We start from the raw sequence: 19,335 nt of genomic DNA on the forward strand, positions 1-19,335 counted from the left end.
GCTGGGCGGGCTCCGGGGACGGGTGGGGGAGGAGGGCCGCGGCGGCGGGCCCGGTGGTCTGCGGGGCCTGGCCCAGGCCCTCGACGCGGGCGAACGCGGCGCTGCTGCTCTGCAGTTGCTCCAGCCAGAACAGGATCGTCTCCAGCGGCGCCGACACCTGCCGCAGATACAGCGCCGCCGAGACGACCGTGCCCAGGCTGATGGAGGTCACACCCGCGGGGCCTTGTCCGTGCAGCACCCCGCCGACCAGCAGCACCCCGACCACCGGGACGACGTACGCGACATCGACCGCGGGCAGCAGCACGCTGCGCAGGAACAGCGTGCGGGTACGGGTGGCCCGGCACCGCTCGATGGCCGTCTCGCTCGCCGCCCGCCGGCGCTCCTGGAGGCCCAGGGCCTCGACGGTCCGGGCGCCCGCGGCGGTCGCCGCCAGCAGCTCGGCGAGCGCCGAAGTGGCCGCCCCTTCCGCCAGATACGCGCGGTGCGCCCGGCGCAGATACCACCGGACCGCCAGCAGCCCGCTCAACAGCCCCAGCCCGCACAGCCCGAGCAGCGGGCTGACGACCACCACCGCACCGAGCAGGAAGAGCGCCTGCGCCGCGGCGATGAACACCTCCGGCACCGCGTCCCGCAGCGTCCGGGCGACCGAGGCGACATCCGTCGTGCCGCGGGCGGTCAGATCGCCGCTGCCGGCCCGCTCCACGGTCGCCGCGGGCAGCGCCAGCGTCCGGTCGGCGAACTGCTCGCGCACCCGCGCCACGGTCCGCTCACCGAAGCGGTGGCCGGCACAGCGCGCATACCGCGCGAGCAGCAGCTGGGCCAGCGCACACACCAGGATGACCAGCGCCAGCCGGTCGACGGTGCGCACCCCGGCGCCGTCCCGGACCGCGTCCACGATCCGGCCCAGCAGCCAGGGCCCGGCCAGACCGGCGCCGGCCGCCAGCGAGTTCAGGACCAGGATCAGGGCGAACGCCCGCCCGTCCAGCCGGATCAGCCGGAGCGCGGCCCGCCGGGTCGCGGCCGCGGAGGCGACCGGCAGCGCCGTCCCGTTCGGCGGGGCGGCCCGGGAGGGGGAACTCGTGGACGTCGTCGGTGTCATCGTGCGTTCTCCTTCGCCGCGGCCGCGGTCCCGGGGGCCGGGGCGATGCCGGCGTCGGGGCCGGTCCCCTCCGCCTCGTCGGCCTCGTCGGCCTCGTCGGCCTCGCGCGACACCAGGCGCCGGTAGCCCGGCTGTTCGGCCAGCAGCGCACGGTGGCTGCCCACCGCGGCGACCTCGCCGTCGACCAGGAAGCACACCACGTCGGCGCGGTCCAGCAGCAGCGGCGAGGTGCTGGTGACGACGGTCGTCCGGCCCGCGCGGGCGGTGTGCAGCCGGGCTGCGATGCCCGCCTCGGTGTGGGCGTCGACCGCCGAGGTCGGTTCGACCGCGAGCAGCACCTCGGGGTCGGCCAGCAGCGCCCGCGCCAGCCGCAGGCGCTGGCGCTGGCCGCCGGAGAGATTGCGGCCCTGCGCCTCGACCGGTGCGTCCAGTCCGTCCGGCAGACCGCGGACGATGTCCTCGGCCATGGCCGTGTGCAGGGCGCGGCCGATCTCCTCGTCGCCGCGGTCCCGCCGGCCGGCGGCCACCTCGCGCAGCGTCCCGGCGAACAGATCCGCCTCGTTGTCCGCGACCAGGATGCTCTCCCGGACCCGGGGCAGCGCGAGCTCGTCGAGGCGCACCGCGCCCCAGGTCGCCGCCGACTCCGCGAACCGGCCCAGACGGTCGACCACCGCCGCCGACTCGGCCGGCCGGGCGGCGGCCAGTACGGTCAGCAGCCCCGGCACCACCTCGACGCCGGAGGCCGGATCCCGCAGTACGGCCGGCGCCTCGGGAACGTCCGGGCCCGCACCGGATTCCGGCCGGCCGTCGGCGGTGTCCGGATCCAGGCGCAGGAACCGTACGACCCGGCGGGCGGCGACCAGCCCCCGGGTGAGGTCGTAGCCGCCCTCGATGAAGAACGACACCGGTACCACCAGCGCCGCCGCATAGCCGTAGACCGCCACCAACTCGCCGACAGTGATCGTCCCTTGGGCCGCCATCCGGGCCGCCGGCCAGGTCACCGCGGCCAGGAACAGCGTCGGCAGTCCGACCCCGAGCGCCTGGACCCAGCTGGTCACCGCACCGACCCGGTAGCCCTCGGCGCGCAGCGCCTGCGACGCGTCCCGGTAGCGGGCGGCGAACACCTCCTTGCCGCCCAGGCCGCCCAGCACCCGCAACCCGCCGACCAGGTCCGTCAGCTGCGCCGCCAGCCCGCTCTGCCGCTCGCGATAGCGCGTCTCGGCCCCCTGCAACCGCCCCAGCAGCGGCCCCACCAGCACCGCGAGCAGCGGCACGCCCAGCAGCACCACCAGGGCCAGCAGCGGGGAGACGGCCAGCATCAGGACGGCGACGACCGCATACGCCAGCACCCCGCCGACGCCGGGCCCCGTCATCGTCAGCGTCTGGCTGATCACCGCGACATCGCCGATCCCGATCGTGACGACCTCCCCGGCCGTCGTCTTACGGGGCAGCGCCGCACCCAGCCGCAACGACTGCGCCACGACGGCCCGCACCGTACGGAAGGTGGCGTCCATCCGGATCCTGGTCATCGTGCGGTGCCGCATGACCGCCAGCCAGGCGTTGCCCACCCCGACCGCCAGCAGCACGGCAACCCAGCCCAGCAGCACCGGCATCCGGCCCGGCACCAGCCCGTCGTCGATGGCCCGGGACAGCACATAGGGCGGCAGCATCAGCCCCACCATCCACAGGCTGCCGTACGTCGCGCCCGCCGCGACCCGCCCCCGCTGACTGCTCACCAGCCACCAGATGTACCGACCGGCACTGCGGTGGTCCGGGCCGGCCGGCCCGGCCGGGCCGCCCGGTCCCCCTGAGCCGTCCGTCATCCCCGTCTTCCCCCTGTTGTCGTCCGCGCTCGCGCCGTGACCATCCTGTCCGCGTTCCGCCGGCCGTGCGGGGTGTGTGACGCGATGCACGCGGGTTCCTGCGGAAAGCCGCTGGGATTCAGGGAGTTGGGCAGGGTTGGGCTGAGTGCGGGGCGCGGTGGGGGATGAAGGGCCGGGCGGGGCCGGCGCGCGCCATGGCCGCGCGGGCGGGCTCGGCGCGCCAGGGTCGCGCGGGCAGGGCCGGCGGGCCAGGGGCCGCCTATTCGCCGAGGGTGCCGTCCGCCAGTTCGCGGGCGATGTCGAGGTGCCCCAGGTGACGCGCGTATTCCTGGAGCAGGTGGAAGAGGATCCAGATCAGCGTCGGACGGTCTTCCTCGGCCGGTACGCGGCCGCCGAGGGTGGCTGCCTTGCCGTCCAGTGGTGCTGCGGCGACGATGGCGCGGGACCGGGCGCACTGTTCCTGGAAGAACGCCGTGACGTCGTCGAGGGTCTCGCCCGGTTCGAGGTGCCACTCGCCGCGACGGATCTTGACGTCGCCCCACGGCTCTTCGATCTGCTCCCCGGCAAAGCCCCACTGAAGCCACCGCAGCTCCACGTACGCCAGGTGTTTGAGGAGGGCCAACGGCATCCAGCCGGAGGGCAGGCGGCTGCTGCGCAGCTCCTCGTCGGAGAGCCCCGCCAGCTTGCGCAGCACGGCGTCCCGATAGAAATCCAGGTAGCCGGCGAGAAGTTCGGCTGGACTACTGAGAGTGACCGGTGGTTCCGGCGGAGGTTCGACCCTTTGCACCATGGCGCGACAATAGGCAGCAATAGCGGGCCATGTCCAGGCTTGTGAACTCTCGGAATTCAGGCATGACCAGGCGGGAGACCGGGCGCGGAGCGGGTGGGGCGAGCCGCGGGCGACTCATGGCCCTCGGGCCGGCGTACCCTCCGGGCATAACGCTCCGGAGTCGGTGCGCCTCACATCCCGGACGGGCGGACGGGGGGACCCCATCGCGTCGACTCACTCCTCCGCCTTGCAGCTGCCCGCACCAGACCCCGCTCCCTGATCCGGCCTGATCCAAACGGCAGGCCCTACCCCACACTGTCCCGCCACGCCTGGTGCAGCTGCGCGAACCGGCCCCGGTCGGCTATGAGTTGGTCCGGCGGGCCGTCCTCGATGATCCGGCCGTCGGACATGACCAGGACCCGGTCGGCGATCTCCACCGTCGAGAGGCGGTGGGCGATCACCAGGGCGGTGCGGCCCTGCAGAACGGTGTCCATGGCGCGTTGCACCGCGCGTTCGCCGGGGATGTCCAGGGAGCTGGTGGCCTCGTCGAGGATCAGGACGGCGGGGTCGGCGAGCAGGGCCCGGGCGAAGCTCACCAGTTGGCGCTGACCGGCGGAGATGCGGCCGCCGCGCTTGCGGACGTCGGTGTCGTAGCCGTCCGGCAGGGCGGTGATGAAGTCATGGGCGCCGATGGCCTTCGCGGCGCGTTCGACCTCCTCGCGGCCGGCGCCGGGGCGGCCCAGGGCGATGTTGTCGGCGACCGTGCCGGAGAACAGGAACGCCTCCTGGGTGACCATGACGACGGCGCGGCGCAGTGTGCCGGTGGGCAGCTCGCGCAGATCGACGCCGTCGAGCAGCACCCGGCCCGCGCTGGGGTCGTAGAAGCGGGCCAGCAGCTTGGCGAGGGTGGACTTGCCGGCGCCGGTGGCACCCACCACGGCGACGGTCTCACCGGCCGTGAGGGTCAGATCGAAGCGCGGCAGCACCTCGCCGCCCGTGCGGTAGGCGAACCCCACCTCGTGGAAGGCGACTTCACGGCCGGGCCGCCCGTCCGCGAGCGGGGGCAGCGCGGCGGGGGCCGCCGGCTCCGGGACCGAGGGGCGCTGGGCGAGCAGCCCGGCGATCTTGTGGAGCGAAGCGGCCGCGGATTCATAGGAGTTGAGGAACATCCCGAGCCGGTCGATCGGGTCGTAGAGCCGGCGCAGATAGAGCACCGCGGCGGCCAGCACGCCGAGCGCCAGGTCCCCCGAGGCCACCCGGCAGGCGCCCCACAGCACGATGGCGGCGAGCGCGATATTGGCCACCAGCCGGGAGCCGACGACATAGCGGGCCATTTCCAGGAGCGTGTCGCCGTTGATCCGCTCGTGGTGGTGGTTCAGCCGGGCGAAGGCGGTGTCGTTGGCGCGCTCGCGGCGGAACGCCTGCACCGGACGGATGCCGTTGAGGGTCTCGGTGAACTTCACGATGATGCTCGCCATGGCCGAGGACTTGGCGCTGTAGACGCGGTGCGCGCGATGCCGGAAGGAGCGCAGGAGGAGGGCGAGCGGGGCGCCGGAGGCCAGGGCGGCGGCGCCCAGGCCCCAGTCCAGCCAGAGCAGGGTGACGCTGATGTAGACCGTCGACAGGACGATCGTGATCAGCTCCTGCAGCCCCTCGTCGAGGAGTTCGCGCAGCGACTCCACGTCCGTGGTGGCCCGGGAGATCAGCCGGCCGGACGTATAGCGCTCGTGGAAGTCCAGGCTCAGTGCCTGCGCATGCCGGAAGATCCGGCCGCGGAGGTCGAGCAGCACGTCCTGGCTGACGCGCGCGGCGAGCTGGATGAAGCCGAACTGCAGCGCGCCGGACGCCATCGCGCACACGGCGGCCGCCACCGCCACGGCGAGCAGCGGCCCGTGCTCGCCCGCCCGCAGCGCGGGCACCGCGTGGTCGAGCGCGTAGGCGACCAGCAGCGGCCCGGCCTGCACGGCGGCCTGCTGGAGCAGCAGCAGGACGGCCACCACCGCGACGCGGCGCCGGTGCGGCGCCAGCAGCGAAGCGAGCAGGGAACGCGAGGCGCCACGGGGAGCGGGGAGCGCATCGCGGGCGAACGAGTCGGATGCCGGGGGAACCCCGGTCGCCGGATCGGATGGTGACGACTTGGATGGTGACGGCCCGGATGGCGACGCCCCGGCCGGTGCCGGTCCCGGCCGCCGGGGCGGGGCAGCGCGGCCCTCGGAGTCGTCGGACGGCGGACCGTCGCGGTCCTCGGGATCGTCGGACGGCAGACCGGCCGTGGTGGTGGTCATCGGGCGCCCTCTCCCTCTCCCGACATCAGTGCGGCGTATTCGGGGTTGTCGCGGAGCAGTTCGTGATGGGTGCCGACGGCGGCGATCCGGCCGCCGGACAGCAGTGCCACCCGGTCGGCGAGCAGGACCGTGGACGGCCGGTGGGCGACGACCAGGGCGGTGGTGGTCGACAGGACCTGGCGCAGCGCCGCCTCCACCAGCGCCTCGGTGTGCACATCGAGGGCGGAGAGCGGATCGTCGAGGATCAGGAAGCGCGGCCGGCCGACCACGGCACGGGCCAGGGCAAGCCGCTGCCGCTGTCCGCCCGACAGGCTCAGGCCCTGCTCGCCGACCTGGGTCGCGCTGCCCTCCGGGAGGGCAGCGACGAAGCCGTCGGCCTGCGCCACCGCCAGCGCCCGCCGCAGCTCGTCGTCCTGGGCGTCCGCACCACCGGGCCGGGACGCCGCGCCGCCCATCAGGACGTTCTCCGCGGCGGTCGCCGAGAAGAGGGTCGGCTCCTCGAAGGCCACCGCCACCATGGCCCGAGCCTCGTCCCGGCTGATCGTCGCCAGATCCCGCCCGTCGAGGCTGATCCGGCCCGCGGTGGGGTCGTACAGCCGCGGCACCAGCGCCGTCAGCGTGGTCTTTCCGCTGCCCGTCGCCCCGACCAGCGCCATCGTCTCGCCGGGCCGGATGTGCAGGGTGATGTCCCTCAGGAGGGGCGGGGAGTCCGGCGGCGCGTCGGGGTAGCGGAACGCGACGCCGGAGAAGACCAGCCCTTGGTCGGTGGCGGCCCCGGCCCCGGCCCCGGCCGTTGCCGTCGGGGCCCCGGCGGTCCGGGGTGGTATCCGCACGGCCGGTGTGGGCGGCCCCGACTCCTCCACCGCGGGCTCGTCCATCACCTCGAAGTACCGGTCGGTGGCCGCCGCCGCCTCGTTGCTCATGGCCAGCAGGAAGCCGATCGAGTCCACCGGCCAGCGCAGCGCCAGCGCCGTCGACAGGAACGCGACGAGCGTGCCCGCGGACAGCTCCCCGTCGGCCACCTGCACCGCCCCGCACACCAGGGCGCCGCCGATCGCCAGCTCCGGGAGGGCGGTCATGCAGCCCCAGATCCAGGCCAGCAGCCGCGCCTTGCCGAGCTCGGTGGAGCGCAGCGCACGGGTCAGCTCCCGGAAGGCACGGGCCTGACTGCGATGGCGTCCGAAGCCCTTGATGATGCGGATGCCGAGCACCGACTCCTCCACCACCGTCGTCAGATCGCCGACCTGGTCCTGCGCCCGGCGCGCCGCCCGCCCGTACTTCGCCTCGAAGACCGAGCACAGCACCATCAGCGGCAGCACCGGCGCCAGCAGCACCAGCCCCAGCGACCAGCGCTGGACCAGGAGGATCACTGCGCCCACCAGGATGGTCACCCCGTTGACCAGCAGGAACATCAGCGGGAAGGCGAAGAACATCCGCAGCAGCTGAAGGTCGGTGGTCCCCCGCGACAGCAACTGGCCCGACGGCCAGCGGTCGTGGAAGGCCACCGGCAGCCGCTGCAGATGGCGGTAGAGCGTCTCGCGCATCGTCGCCTCGACCCCGGCCAGCGGGCGCGCCACCAGCCAGCGGCGCAGTCCGAACAGCAGCGCCTCAGCCAGCCCGAGGAGCAGCAGGAAGGCGCCGCCGAGCCACGCCCCGCCCGGGTCGCGCGCCGCCACGGGCCCGTCCACCAGCCACTTGAGCACCAGAGGGATGACCAGGCTGATGCACGAGGCGAGCACCGCCACGCACGCGGCCACGCCCAGGCGCGCCCGCACGGGGCGGATGAACGGCCACAGGCGCAACAGCGAGCGCACTGCGGAGCGTTGGGGTAAGTCGGTCCGGTCGGTCTGGTTCGTCGTCTGCGCGGTATCGGCCATCACTCGCGAGCGTAAGGCGCCCCACTGACAACGCTCATGTGGATTTCGCCGCGGCACCGCCCGGGCCCGCTGTTTCGAGCCGCTGCCCGGCCGCCGCCCGCCGCGGCAGGCGCCGGGCCGCGCCTCACCCCGGCACGGCCCGGAACAGCACCACCGACCGCCCGCCCAGGGTGAGCGCGCCGCCCGCCGCGTACGGCGGCTCCGCCGGACCCGGCTGCTCCTCCCGCGCGGTGTCGACGAGGAGTTCGTAGGCGCGGGCCCAGGGCGGGCCGGGGAGGGTGACCTGGCGGGGCTGGGGGGCGGCGTGCAGGACGGCGAGGAAGCTGTCGTCGACGATGCGGATGCCCCGGTCGTCGCGCTGGGAGATGTCGTTCCCGGAGAGGTACATGCCCAGCGTCGCCCCCGGGGTGTACCAGTCCTGTTCGGTCATCTCCGCGCCGTCCGCGGTGAACCAGGCCAGATCGCGCAGGCCGCCCTGGTGATGCGGCCGCCCGGAGAAGAACGCCCGCCGGCGCAGGACGGGGTGGGCACGGCGCAGGGCGATGAGGCGGGCGGCGAGGGCCGCCAGCAGGCGCCACTGCGGGTCGTCCAGGAGTGACCAGTCGAGCCAGCTGGTGGGGTTGTCCTGGCAGTAGGCGTTGTTGTTGCCGTGCTGGGTGCGGCCCATCTCGTCGCCGGCCACCAGCATCGGCACGCCCGTCGACAGCAGGAGGGTGGTCAGCAGGTTGCGCAGTTGGCGGTGGCGCAGTGCGGTGACGTCCGGGTCGTCGGTCTCCCCTTCGGTGCCGCAGTTCCAGGAGCGGTTGTCGTGGGTGCCGTCGCGGTTGCCCTCGCCGTTGCCGGCATTGCGCTTGTGCTCGTAGGTGACCAGATCGCGCAGGGTGAAGCCGTCGTGCGCGGTGATGAAGTTGACCGAGGCGTACGGGCGGCGGCCGCCCCAGGCGTAGAGGTCGCTCGACCCGGAGAGCCGGTAGCCCAGATCGCGGACGTCGTGCTGGGCGCCGCGCCAGAAGTCGCGGACGGTGTCGCGGTAGCGGTCGTTCCACTCCGTCCACAACGGGGGGAAGGCACCGACCTGATAGCCGCCGGATCCCACGTCCCACGGCTCGGCGATCAGCTTGACCCGGCGCAGCACCGGGTCCTGCGCGATCACCGCGAGGAACGGGGAGAGCATGTCGACGTCGTGCATGGAACGAGCCAGCGCCGCCGCCAGGTCGAAGCGGAAGCCGTCCACGCCCATTTCGGTGACCCAGTAGCGCAGCGAATCGGTGATCAGCCGTAGGACATGGGGCTGCACGACGTGCAGGGTGTTGCCGCAGCCGGTGTAGTCCGCGTAGCGGCGCGCGTCGCCCGCCAGACGGTAGTAGCCGCGGTTGTCGATGCCGCGCAGGGAGAGCGTCGGGCCCAGCTCGCCGGCTTCCGCGGTGTGGTTGTAGACGACGTCGAGGATCACTTCGATGCCGGCGTCGTGCAGCGCCCGCACCATCCGCTTGAACTCGCCGACCTGCTGCCCCCGGGTGCCGGTGGCCGCATATCCGGCGTGTGGCGCGAAATAGCCGACGGAGTTGTAGCCCCAGTAGTTGCGCAGCCCCCGGCGCACCAGGTGGTCCTCGTGCGCGAACTGGTGGACGGGCAGCAGCTCGACGGCGGTGACCCCGAGCCGGACGAGGTGCTCCAGCGCGGCGGGGTGCGCCAGCCCGGCGTAGGTGCCGCGCAGCCGCTCCGGGATCCCGGGGTGCCGCATCGTGAAGCCGCGTACGTGCAGCTCGTAGAGCACGGAATCCGGCCAGGGCGTCTTGGGCCGGCGGTCGTCCTGCCACTCGTCGGCGCCGCCCTCGTCCGCGGTGTCCTCGCCCACCACCACGCCCTTGGGGACGTACGGCGCCGAGTCCCGGTCGTCGCGCACGGTGTCGGCGAGCTGCTGCTGCGGCCAGTCGCGGACGTGGCCGTAGAGCTGGGCGGGCAGCGCGGACCCCGGTCCGGCCGGCTCCGTACGGGTGCCGAAGTCGCCGTCCACGGCCCTGGCGTACGGATCCAGCAGCAGCTTCGCCGGATTCCAGCGGGCGCCGGCCCAGGGGTCCCAGCGGCCGTGGACCCGGTAGCCGTAGCGCTGCCCGGGGCCGACACCGGGCAGGAAGCCGTGCCAGATCTCATGGGTGAGCTCGGTGAGCGGATGGCGCGTCTCGCGCTCCGCGTCGTCGAAGAGACACAGCTCCACGGCCTCGGCGCCGCCCGCCCAGAGGGCGAAGTTGGTGCCGGCGATGCCGTCGGGGCCGGTGCGGTGGCGGGCCCCGAGAGGGGTGGGGCTGCCGGGGCGGATGTCCGCGGGTGGGGCGAGCGGTTCGTCCGCCACCGCCTCCTGCTCGGGTGCGCTCGACACGTACCGGCCTCCTGCGGCTCATGGCTCGGTCGGGCGGAGTCCGGCACGGAGGGACCTCCCGGCATGCGCTGGGGGAGTCCCGGCCGTGCAGGTGTCCCGCCCTCCCCGTTGTTCTTCCCGCAACCGGCCGTTGCCTCACGCGTCGCGCGGCGGGGGCTCATTGTCCGTCTCCGCGTCTGTCTCCGCGGTGTCCGTGACATTCCGTTTCACGGCATACCTCCCATCTCGCGCCTCATCCGTCACAATCCGGTATATGACCGCCCATCAGCAGGACCGAGCAGAGGACCGAGCGCACCTCCGCGGCAGCACCCGGGTACGGGACCGCATGCCGGGCCGGGCGCGGAGCCGGGCGGCGGCACGGCCGGCCGGGCGGGTCCGCCTCGCCCTCGCGGCCCTGGCCGGGCTGGCGGGGGCGGCGGCGCTGGCCGGCTGCGCGGACGCGGAGGTGTTCACCGGCGACAAGCCGCGCTCCCGGGAGCAGACGATCAGGGTCGTCCCGCACAACGGCGCCCACGGCGTACGGGCCGACGGGCGGTTCGAGGTCCGGGTGCCGCAGGGGCGGCTGGAGCGGGTCTCGGTCAGCCGGACCGGTGCGGCCGGCCGGCGGCACGTCGCCGGGCGGATCTCGCCGGACGGGCTGGCCTGGCGCCCGGCGCACGCCCGCCTGCAACTCGGGGCGAAGTACACCGTGGACGCGGTCGCGCTGGACGGCGCGGGCCATCGCGCCGTGCGCCACACCACCTTCACCACCGCTGCCCCCGACCGCCGGCTGATCGGCTACTTCTCGCCGCAGAGCGGCACCACGGTCGGCACCGGCATGATCTTCTCGCTGGTCTTCAACCGGCCGGTCGCCGACCGCGCGGCCGTCGAACGCGCCGTCACGGTCGGCGCCCGGCCCGCCGTTGGGGTCGCCGCCCACTGGTTCGGCCACCGGAGGCTGGACTTCCGGCCCCGCGCGCGCTGGCGGCCGGGCACCACGATCACGGTGCAGCTGCGGCTGCGCGGGGTGAAGGCCGGACCGGGCTCCTACGGGACCCAGCGCAAGACCGTCCGCTACCGGGTGGGACGGGACCAGGTCAGCACCATCGACGCCGCCCGGCACACGCTGACGGTGCGGCAGGGCGGCCGGGTGGCGGCCGTACTGGCGGTCACCGCGGGCGACGACGACAACCCCACCTACAACGGGACGATGGTGATCCTGGAGCGGCAGTCGGTGACGCGGATGAACGGCGGCACCGTCGGCTTCGGCGGCGAGTACGACATCCCGGACGTGCCGCACGCCATGCGCCTGACCCGGTCCGGGACCTTTCTGCACGGCAACTACTGGGCACCGCCCGAGGTCTTCGGCGGCCTGAACACCAGCCACGGCTGCGTCGGGCTGCGCGACATCAAGGGCGGCGGGCCGCACACCCCGGCCGGCTGGTTCTTCGACCGCTCGATCGTCGGTGACACCGTGGTGGTGCAGCACTCCCCGGAGCGCACGGTCGCGCCGGACAACGGCCTCGGCGGCTGGAACATGCCGTGGGGACCGTGGCGGGCCGGATCCGCCCTGCACTGACCCGCGGCCGGCCCGGCGGCGCCCTGCCCCGCACCACCCCCGCACTCGGGACCACGCCCTGCCCCCGCACCACCCCCGCACTTGGGACTAAACGGTGACGTTCGCGGGGAGTTCACTGTCACTGCGGTGTGGTTATCTAACGCCAAGCACGCGGCTGTCCGCAGCCGAGTGCGGGGGACCGCGGGCCGTGCGAGGGGAAAAGGGGCCAGACGTGAACGTCCAGCCGAATTCGGGGGTGCCGGCTCGCCGGCGTCGGTGGCCGCACCGGGGAGGAGGGCCGCTCGCACTGCTGCTCGGCGGGGCGCTGCTGCTGACCGCATGCGGGGGCAACGACGGTGACGACGGCAAGGCGGCCGGCAAGGCCGGCGGGGACAAGGACGCCTCGCAGGCGGCCGTGACGATAGCGCCCAAGGACGGCGCGGACGGCGTCGCCACGAGCGGCGCGCTGAAGGTGACCGCCCGGAAGGGCAAGCTCAAGTCCGTCAAGGTCAAGGACGCCAAGGGCAATGAGGTCGACGGGAAGATAGCGGGCAACGGCGCCCTGTGGCAGCCGAGCGGCCATCTGGGCGCCTCGACCGAGTACAAGGTCGACGCCATAGCGGTGGACGGTCAGGGCCGGGAGGCCGCCGAGCACTCCAGCTTCACCACCCTCGTCCCCAAGAACACCTTCATCGGCCAGTACAGCCCGGAGGACGGCCAGCAGGTCGGCGTCGGGATGCCGGTCTCGATCCACTTCACCCGGGGCATCACCGACCCCAAGGCCGTCGAGGACGCCATCAAGGTCAGCGCGCAGCCGTCGGTCCCGGTCGAGGGCCACTGGTTCGGCAACGACCGGCTCGACTTCCGCCCCGAGAAGTACTGGGCGCCCGGCACCAAGGTCACCCTCAAGCTCGACCTCAACGGCGTCGAGGGCCGCCCCGGCGTCTACGGCACCCAGGCCAAGGAAGTCTCCTTCACCGTCGGGCGCAGCCAGGTGAGCACGGTCGACGCCAAGTCGAAGCAGATGACCGTGGTCCGCGACGGCAAGAAGATCCGGACCATCCCGATCACCTCGGGCGCGCCTGGCACCGAGACGTACAACGGCAAGATGGTCATCAGCGAGAAGCACCTCGTGACGAGGATGAACGGCGACACCGTGGGCTTCGGCGGCGAGTACGACATCAAGGACGTGCCGCACGCGATGCGGCTGAGCAACTCCGGCACCTTCATCCACGGCAACTACTGGTCGGGCCGCGCGACCTTCGGCACCCGCAACGCCAGCCACGGCTGTGTGGGCCTCTTCGACCAGCGCGGCGGCGGTGACGGCTCCACCCCGGCGGCGTGGTTCTTCCGCAACTCCGTCATCGGCGACGTGGTGATCGTCAAGAACTCCCATGACGAAACGATCCAGCCGGACAACGGCTTCAGCGACTGGAACCTGTCCTGGGAGAAGTGGAAGGCCGGCCAGTAGGGCGACCACGGCGGGCGGGCCCGGTGCACTGTGACCGAGTGCACCGGGCCCGCCCGCGTTAACGCGTACTAACCTTCCGGCATGACTGTGAATCTCGAGGTGGCCGACGGCGTCGGCACCATCCGCCTGGACCGTCCGCCCATGAACGCACTGGACATCGCCACCCAGGACCGGCTGCGCGAGCTGGCCGAGGAGGCCACCCGCCGCGACGACGTGCGCGCCGTCGTCGTCTGGGGCGGGGAGAAGGTGTTCGCCGCCGGTGCGGACATCAAGGAGATGCAGGCCATGGACCACGCGGCCATGGTCGTACGGTCCAAGGCCCTGCAGGACGCGTTCACCGCCGTGGCCCGCATCCCCAAGCCGGTGGTCGCCGCGATCACCGGCTATGCCCTCGGCGGCGGCTGTGAGCTGGCGCTCTGCGCCGACTTCCGGATCGCGGCCGACAACGCCAAGCTCGGCCAGCCGGAGATCCTGCTGGGCCTGATCCCGGGGGCCGGCGGCACCCAGCGGCTGGCGCGGCTGGTGGGCCCGTCCAAGGCCAAGGACCTGATCTTCACGGGTCGTCAGGTGAAGGCCGACGAGGCGCTCGCCCTCGGCCTGGTCGACCGGGTGGTACCGGCCGCCGAGGTCCACGCGCAGGCGCACGCCTGGGCGGCGCGGCTGGCGTCCGGTCCCGCGCTGGCGCTGCGGGCCGCGAAGGAGTGCGTCGACGCGGGCCTGGAGACGGACATCGACACCGGCCTCGCCGTCGAACGCACCTGGTTCGCGGGGCTGTTCGCGACCGAGGACCGCGACATCGGCATGCGCAGCTTCGTCGAGGAGGGTCCCGGAAAGGCCAAGTTCCGCTGAAACAGCTGATGTTGGCGGGAGGGCTGAGGTTTGCCCGGCGGGCGATGCCCCTTGTGGGCGAATGACGGAAAACTTAATTGCGCCTTAAGGCAGCCTTGTTGGCACTTCGGGCCGTTCGTTCACGCGCCGGATGTCGTCGCAGGTCAGCCGGGCCTGTCAGAACCTTAACTGCCGTTGGCATATGTCGTCCCGGGGGTATGGAACCGATGATTCCGGACAACGGATTCCCTCGGTTCCGCCCCCGTGGCCGCCGGGCAGCGGCCATGATGGGGGCATGGCGGGCCTCGAAGAAATGGAGCAGCCGCGGCCGCGGAACGATCCGGCCGCCGCACACCGGGGCATGCCCGGGAGCGACACGGAACCGCTGCCGGCGCCCCGCGGTCCGGTGTCCACCGCACTCGATCCGGCCGGCGAACCGACCCTCGGTGAGGTCCGGCTGCCCTCCCGTCCCCAGTCCGCCGGCATCGCGCGCCGGCTGACCGCCGCCGTACTCCTCAAACAGTGGTCCCTGACGCCACAGCTCGCCGAGCACGCCGTCCTGCTCGTCTCCGAGCTCGTCGGCAACGCCGTACGCCACACCGGCGCCCGCACCTTCGGACTGCGGATGCTGCGCCGCCGCGGCTGGATCCGCGTCGAGGTCCGCGACCCCTCCCGCGGGCTGCCGTGCCTGTTACCGGTCCAGGAGACGGACCTCAGCGGCCGCGGGCTCTTCCTCGTCGACACCCTCTCCGACCGTTGGGGCGTGGATCTGCTGCCCCGCGGCAAGGCGACCTGGTTCGAGGTGCGGATCGCCGACCGCTGACGCCGGGCTCCCCGCCGGGGCCCGGGGTCGCGACCGGCCCCGGGGCCCGGCCGGTGCGCCGCCCGCGTGATGCCGATCCGTAGGATGGGTCGTTCATGCTCACACCGGGACGGAGAGGACGGGACATGCACGCTGTGCGCCGGTCGGCCGCGCTGACGCTGCTGCTCCTCCTCGCCGTCACCTTCGGACCGCTGCTCTGCCGGATCGGCGGCGACCAGGCCTGGCTGGCGGGCCGGGCGGCGACGGCCGCGGCGCAATGGCGGACGGGCCTGGTCGCGGCCCACGCTGCCGACGCGGCCCATGCCAACACGACCGGTGTCGGCGCCACGCCCCCTGCGGACGCGGCCGCACCGTCGCGGCCTGCCGTCGCCCACGGCGGTCCGCAGCTCGACGACCGCGCGCCCCTCGCCGTTGCCGCCGCGCCCAAGCGCTGCTCGAACCGGCATGCGCCGGCGCCCTCCGAGTCCGCCCCGCTGCCCGCCCCGCACCGCGGTGAGCCGCTCGCCCCCGCCACCACCGGCGCGGGGCCGCGGGCCGCGGACCTGCCGGCGCAGCACGCGCGCGCCCGGCCACCGACCGGCAGCGCGCCGGCCGTCGACCACACCTCGCTCCTGCCCGTACTGCGGATATAGGCCGCTGCCCCGACGCACCGGTCTGAATTTCCCCTCCGTACGTCTGGAGCTTCCGCATGCCCAAAACCGCTTCTCCCGCCCGCAAGCTGGCCGCCCTCGGCGCGGTCCTCGCCCTCGTCGTCGCCGTGATCGCCATCGGCGTCGCCATCGCCAAGTCCACCCAGAGCGGCCGCGACACCGAGCCCGGCGCCGCCCCCGCCGCCTCGCCGGAGGCCGAGGAGGACCCCGCCCAGCAGAAGATGTTCGACGACCTCGCCAAGCGGACCAGCCGGCGCGCGGACGGCGACCCGCTGGCCGTCGGCAAGAAGAACGCCCCGGTGGTGCTGGTCGAATACGCCGACTACCAGTGCTCGTTCTGCGGCCGCTTCACCCGCGAGACCCAGCCCGAGCTGATCAAGAAGTATGTCGACGCGGGCACCCTGCGCATCGAATTCCGCAACTTCACCGTCTTCGGCGCCGACTCCGAGCGGGCCGCGCGGGCCTCCTGGGCCGCGGGGCAGCAGGGCAAGTTCTGGCAGCTGCACGACGCGCTGTACGCCAAGACCCGTAAGGGCGCGGCGCTCGCCGAGGACAAGCTCGTCGGCCTGGCCCGCAGCAGTGGCGTCGACGACCTCGACAAGTTCCGTGCCGACATGAAGAGCGCGGACGCCGACAAGGCGCTGAAGAAGGATCAGGACGAGGGCTACCAGCTGGGTGTGCAGTCCACCCCGTCCTTCCTGGTCAACGGCCGGCCGGTGGCCGGCGCCCAGCCCCTCGCGGTCTTCTCCCAGGCCATCGAGGAGGCCGCACGGACAGCCAAGCATCAGCCGGCGGCCAAGGGGGGCGGGAAGTGACCGACATCGGCTACCTCGCGGCGTTCCTGGGCGGGGCGCTGGCCCTGCTCAGCCCGTGCAGCGCCCTGCTGTTGCCGGCGTTCTTCGCCTACTCCCTGTCGACCCCCGGCCGGCTGGTGGCCCGTACCGGAGTGTTCTATCTGGGGCTGGCCACGACGCTGGTGCCGCTCGGCGCGGCCAGTACGGCGGCCAGCCGGCTGTTCAACGGGCACCGTGAACTGCTGATCTCCCTCGGCGGCTGGATCGTCATCGCCATGGGCCTCGCCCAGATCCTCGGGCTGGGCTTCGCCTCCCGGCGCGCCCAGGCAGCGGCCGCGCGGATCACGCCCCGGTCGGCCGTCTCCACGTTCCTGCTCGGCTGCGTCTACGGCCTGGCCGGCTTCTGCGCGGGGCCGATCCTCGGGGCGGTGCTGACGGTGACCGCGGTCAGCGGCTCACCGGTGAACGGCGCCTCGATGCTCGCCGTCTACGCGCTGGGCATGGCGCTGCCGCTGTTCGTGCTGGCGCTGTTGTGGGACCGCTGCAAGCTCGGCACCCGGGGCTGGCTGCGCGGCCGGGAATTCACCCTCGGAAAGCTGCGGCTGCACACCACCTCGCTGCTGTCCGGGGTGTTCTTCATCGGCATCGGCGTGCTGTTCCTGCGCTTCAACGGGACCAGTGCGCTGCCCGGAGTTCTCGACGCGGACGCCGAATTCCGGGCCGAGGAATGGGCGACGCGGATCGGGAACGCCGTACCGGACTACGCCCTGATCGCGGTGGCCGCGCTGCTCGTCGCGGCGGTGCTGGGCCGTATCGCCCTGCGGCCGGAGAAGAAGCCGCAGGACGGGGCGGAGCGGACCCGAAGCGGTGCCGGGCAGCCGGGAGGCGGCGGCGAGTAGCTGCCGCCTCCCGGCCGGGGGTCGGGCCGGGTCGTCGCAGGGCGGCGTCGGCCGGGCCCCGGGCGGCGGGGGAGGCGAGGTGCATCCGGCGCGCCGGGCCCGGCCCGGCCCGGAGCCTCGTGCCCCGGGTGCACGGCCGCGTCGCCTCTCCTGGCTGCTCCCTCTCTCGGGGCTGCTCCGGATCTCCCGGGGCTACTCCGGGCTCACAGCCACACGTTGTCGTTGACCGAACCCAGGCCCGTGCCGGACAGCCGGCGGTGCAGGGCCAGGGCCTGATCCTCGGTCAGCGAGGCGACGTGGTCCGCGGCGGCACGCAGCCGGTCGCCGTGCAGGTCCAGTTCCTCGGCGCGGTCCGGCGGCAGCAGCTCGGGAGCGTCATGGCTCCAGCGCAGCAGCTCGCTGACCACCCGTCGCTTGCCATGCTGCTGGGTGGCCAGCGCGGGGCGGTCGATGACGTAGCACCACACCAGCTCCTTCAGCAGCGCGCAGGCGTCCCGCCGCTCCGCCGGGATCACCAGCTGGGCCCCGTAGCGGATCGCCGCCTCGCCGCCCACCTCCAGCTCGATCCCGCGGGTGAAGTACGAGATCAGGTCGGCGGTACGGCGATTGACCGCGACCGCGTCCTCATGGCTGCCGCTGTACGGGGCGGGCACCGCCAGCCGCTTGCCGATGTCCGCCATCATCACCAGCGCCGCTTCGCGGTCGAAGGCCTCGCCCGCGCGCGCCCGCTTGGCCTGCACATAGTCCAGGAAGCGGCGGGTCTCCCGCTCGGTCTCGGCGCCGGCGCCACCGTCCGGCGGGAACAGCGCGGCCAGCGGGATCAGGCCCGTGCGGTAGAAGTCCTCGACGTCATGGCAGGCGTAGGTGACATCGTCCGCCCAGTCCATGACCTGCTCCTCGACCGGTACGGCGGTGTCCGTACGGCCGGCCCGCACCCAGGAGAACGCCTCCCGGTCGGCGACATACACCCCCCACTTCACATGGCGCGCCGGATCCTGGTCGACGGGCGCCCGCTCCCAGGGGTATTTCGTGGCGGCATCCAGGCAGGCGCGGGTCAGGTGCAGCCCGCGGTGGCCCGGGTACTTGTGGGCGGCGAGGAAGGTCAGCACCCGCAGGGTCTGCGCATTGCCCTCGAAGCTGTCCAGCACGCCGTCCGCGAAGTGCAGCTCGTCCATCGTGGCGCGCAGCGCCAGCTCACCGGCGTGCCCGAAGGGCGGGTGGCCGATGTCGTGGGCCATGCACGCCGCCTCGACCAGCGCCGGATTCGGACCGCCGTACTGGCGCTCCAGCCGCTCCGCCATCCGCCGGCCGAGCTGTGCCACCTTCATCGAGTGCGTCAGCCGGGTGTGGTACGCGCCCAGCTCGGCGCTCGCCACCACCTGGCTCTTGCCGGCCAGCGCCCGCCACTGCGTGGAGTACAGGATCCGGTCGACGTCGTGCTCGAACCCGGACCGCTGCCCGTCGTCGGGCACCCGCCGTCGCAGGGAGTGCTGCTCTAGATCCTCATCGCTGTATCTGGCAGGTCGCATGCGCGGATGGTAGTCCCGCACGCCTGGCCGAGGCTCGTTCGGTGGCGGATCAGGCGTTCATCCGGCGCCGCCAGCGCGCGGGGAGACGGGCGTGCGGGCGGGTGTGCGGGGGGTGGGCGTCGGCCCGGCGCCGGCGGTCGTTGCACAGCAGGCACTTGCCGTAACCCGGCGGCAAGGGGTCTTCCGGATCGCCGTACAGCGGGTCGACCGCGCCGTGCGGATGTATGGCGCAGCCGGTCGGGCCGGTCTCCGCGCCCAGCGAGCTGGCGGCGGTCAGCGCTTGCCGGAGGACGTGGACGAGCTGGTCCGCGTCGCGCCGGCTGGGCGCGGACTGCAGGGACGAGGCAAGGTCGGAGGCGGTGGTCAGCGCGGACTGGAGTTCGCGCAGGTTTGCGTAACCCATGCCCCGGAGCGTAGGCGGCCCCACTGACAGTTGATCTTCCGATCGCACTTCGCGGCTTCCCATGACCGCATGCATGCCCGCTCACACCCACGATTTAGCACCGGGACGGTGACGGTCCCCTGGCCAGGGTGTGACGGGCGGGGGTGGGGGCGGGGTCCGGTTGTGGTG

The 19,335-nt window shown here is 73.4% G+C and carries 15 protein-coding genes; 7 read left to right on the forward strand and 8 right to left on the reverse strand.

What is annotated here, in order from left to right:
- The 6 genes from EST54_RS28705 to glgX all read right to left on the reverse strand — a co-directional run.
- Window positions 1-1,099, reverse strand: a 1,099-nt coding sequence (locus tag EST54_RS28705; protein WP_135796904.1) for an ABC transporter transmembrane domain-containing protein, incomplete at its 3' end; no start/stop codon positions are given.
- Window positions 1,096-2,922 carry an ABC transporter transmembrane domain-containing protein gene (locus EST54_RS28710; RefSeq protein WP_129250624.1) on the reverse strand — a complete coding sequence of 609 codons (1,827 nt, stop codon included), beginning with the start codon at window positions 2,920-2,922 and terminating at the stop codon, window positions 1,096-1,098. The genes EST54_RS28710 and EST54_RS28705, both read right to left, overlap by 4 nt.
- A 259-nt stretch (window positions 2,923-3,181) precedes the next feature.
- On the reverse strand, window positions 3,182-3,712 hold the full coding sequence (locus EST54_RS28715) for a DinB family protein (protein ID WP_129250625.1): 531 nt from the start codon (window positions 3,710-3,712) through the stop codon (window positions 3,182-3,184).
- A gap of 284 nt (window positions 3,713-3,996) precedes the next feature.
- The gene (locus EST54_RS28720) at window positions 3,997-5,976 is read right to left on the reverse strand and encodes an ABC transporter ATP-binding protein (protein WP_129250626.1); all 1,980 of its coding nucleotides are present in this window, start codon (window positions 5,974-5,976) and stop codon (window positions 3,997-3,999) included.
- Window positions 5,973-7,853: an ABC transporter ATP-binding protein gene (locus EST54_RS28725; RefSeq protein WP_129250627.1), complete on the reverse strand. Its 1,881-nt coding sequence runs from the start codon at window positions 7,851-7,853 to the stop codon at window positions 5,973-5,975. Before EST54_RS28725 ends, EST54_RS28720 begins: the two co-directional genes overlap by 4 nt.
- Before the next feature lie 124 nt (window positions 7,854-7,977).
- Entirely contained in the window at window positions 7,978-10,233 is a 2,256-nt protein-coding gene (glgX, locus tag EST54_RS28730; protein WP_129250628.1) for a glycogen debranching protein GlgX, read from the reverse strand.
- Between the two features lie 253 nt (window positions 10,234-10,486).
- On the opposite strand from glgX, the gene EST54_RS28735 reads away from it, so the two are divergent.
- The 7 genes from EST54_RS28735 to EST54_RS28765 all read left to right on the forward strand — a co-directional run bounded on the left by EST54_RS28735 (window position 10,487) and on the right by EST54_RS28765 (window position 17,235).
- Window positions 10,487-11,791 carry a L,D-transpeptidase gene (locus EST54_RS28735; protein ID WP_239012722.1) on the forward strand — a complete coding sequence of 435 codons (1,305 nt, stop codon included), beginning with the start codon at window positions 10,487-10,489 and terminating at the stop codon, window positions 11,789-11,791.
- 211 nt (window positions 11,792-12,002) lie between these two features.
- Window positions 12,003-13,241 (forward strand): L,D-transpeptidase, encoded by a 1,239-nt coding sequence (locus tag EST54_RS28740; RefSeq protein ID WP_244942637.1) that lies wholly within the window; start codon window positions 12,003-12,005, stop codon window positions 13,239-13,241.
- Window positions 13,242-13,322: 81 nt separating this feature from the next.
- A complete protein-coding gene (locus EST54_RS28745) occupies window positions 13,323-14,090 on the forward strand; it encodes an enoyl-CoA hydratase/isomerase family protein (protein ID WP_129250629.1) in 768 nt (255 codons plus the stop codon).
- A gap of 340 nt (window positions 14,091-14,430) precedes the next feature.
- Window positions 14,431-14,892 (forward strand): ATP-binding protein, encoded by a 462-nt coding sequence (locus EST54_RS28750; RefSeq protein ID WP_372448217.1) that lies wholly within the window; start codon window positions 14,431-14,433, stop codon window positions 14,890-14,892.
- Between the two features lie 125 nt (window positions 14,893-15,017).
- Entirely contained in the window at window positions 15,018-15,524 is a 507-nt protein-coding gene (locus tag EST54_RS28755) for a hypothetical protein (RefSeq protein WP_129250631.1), read from the forward strand.
- Window positions 15,525-15,580: 56 nt separating this feature from the next.
- Complete coding sequence (locus EST54_RS28760; RefSeq protein ID WP_129250632.1) at window positions 15,581-16,357, forward strand: DsbA family protein; 777 nt, start codon at window positions 15,581-15,583, stop codon at window positions 16,355-16,357.
- Window positions 16,354-17,235, forward strand: a complete 882-nt coding sequence (locus EST54_RS28765; protein WP_129250633.1) for a cytochrome c biogenesis CcdA family protein — start codon at window positions 16,354-16,356, stop codon at window positions 17,233-17,235. The genes EST54_RS28760 and EST54_RS28765 overlap by 4 nt, the downstream gene beginning before the upstream one ends.
- 203 nt (window positions 17,236-17,438) lie before the next feature.
- Here the strand turns inward: EST54_RS28765 and dgt are convergent, their stop codons facing one another.
- Window positions 17,439-18,764, reverse strand: coding sequence for a dGTP triphosphohydrolase (gene dgt, locus EST54_RS28770; protein WP_239012721.1), 1,326 nt, complete (start codon window positions 18,762-18,764; stop codon window positions 17,439-17,441).
- 49 nt (window positions 18,765-18,813) lie between these two features.
- On the reverse strand, window positions 18,814-19,167 hold the full coding sequence (locus tag EST54_RS28775) for a hypothetical protein (RefSeq protein WP_129250634.1): 354 nt from the start codon (window positions 19,165-19,167) through the stop codon (window positions 18,814-18,816).
- Window positions 19,168-19,335: the final 168 nt, after the last annotated feature.

It is taken from the genome of Streptomyces sioyaensis (genome assembly GCF_004122735.1).
GTDB classification, from domain to species: Bacteria; Actinomycetota; Actinomycetes; order Streptomycetales; family Streptomycetaceae; genus Streptomyces; species Streptomyces sioyaensis.

Excerpts from the sequence above, each read along its gene's own strand:
- EST54_RS28710 (WP_129250624.1), bottom strand. The coding sequence starts at position 2,922 with ATGACGGACGGCTCAGGGGGACCGGGCGGCCCGGCCGGGCCGGCCGGC.
- EST54_RS28715 (WP_129250625.1), bottom strand. The coding sequence starts at position 3,712 with ATGGTGCAAAGGGTCGAACCTCCGCCGGAACCACCGGTCACTCTCAGT.
- EST54_RS28720 (WP_129250626.1), bottom strand. The coding sequence starts at position 5,976 with ATGACCACCACCACGGCCGGTCTGCCGTCCGACGATCCCGAGGACCGC.
- EST54_RS28725 (WP_129250627.1), bottom strand. The coding sequence starts at position 7,853 with ATGGCCGATACCGCGCAGACGACGAACCAGACCGACCGGACCGACTTA.
- EST54_RS28735 (WP_239012722.1), top strand. The coding sequence starts at position 10,487 with ATGACCGCCCATCAGCAGGACCGAGCAGAGGACCGAGCGCACCTCCGC.
- EST54_RS28745 (WP_129250629.1), top strand. The coding sequence starts at position 13,323 with ATGACTGTGAATCTCGAGGTGGCCGACGGCGTCGGCACCATCCGCCTG.
- EST54_RS28750 (WP_372448217.1), top strand. The coding sequence starts at position 14,431 with ATGCCCGGGAGCGACACGGAACCGCTGCCGGCGCCCCGCGGTCCGGTG.
- EST54_RS28755 (WP_129250631.1), top strand. The coding sequence starts at position 15,018 with ATGCACGCTGTGCGCCGGTCGGCCGCGCTGACGCTGCTGCTCCTCCTC.
- EST54_RS28760 (WP_129250632.1), top strand. The coding sequence starts at position 15,581 with ATGCCCAAAACCGCTTCTCCCGCCCGCAAGCTGGCCGCCCTCGGCGCG.
- dgt (WP_239012721.1), bottom strand. The coding sequence starts at position 18,764 with ATGCGACCTGCCAGATACAGCGATGAGGATCTAGAGCAGCACTCCCTG.
- EST54_RS28775 (WP_129250634.1), bottom strand. The coding sequence starts at position 19,167 with ATGGGTTACGCAAACCTGCGCGAACTCCAGTCCGCGCTGACCACCGCC.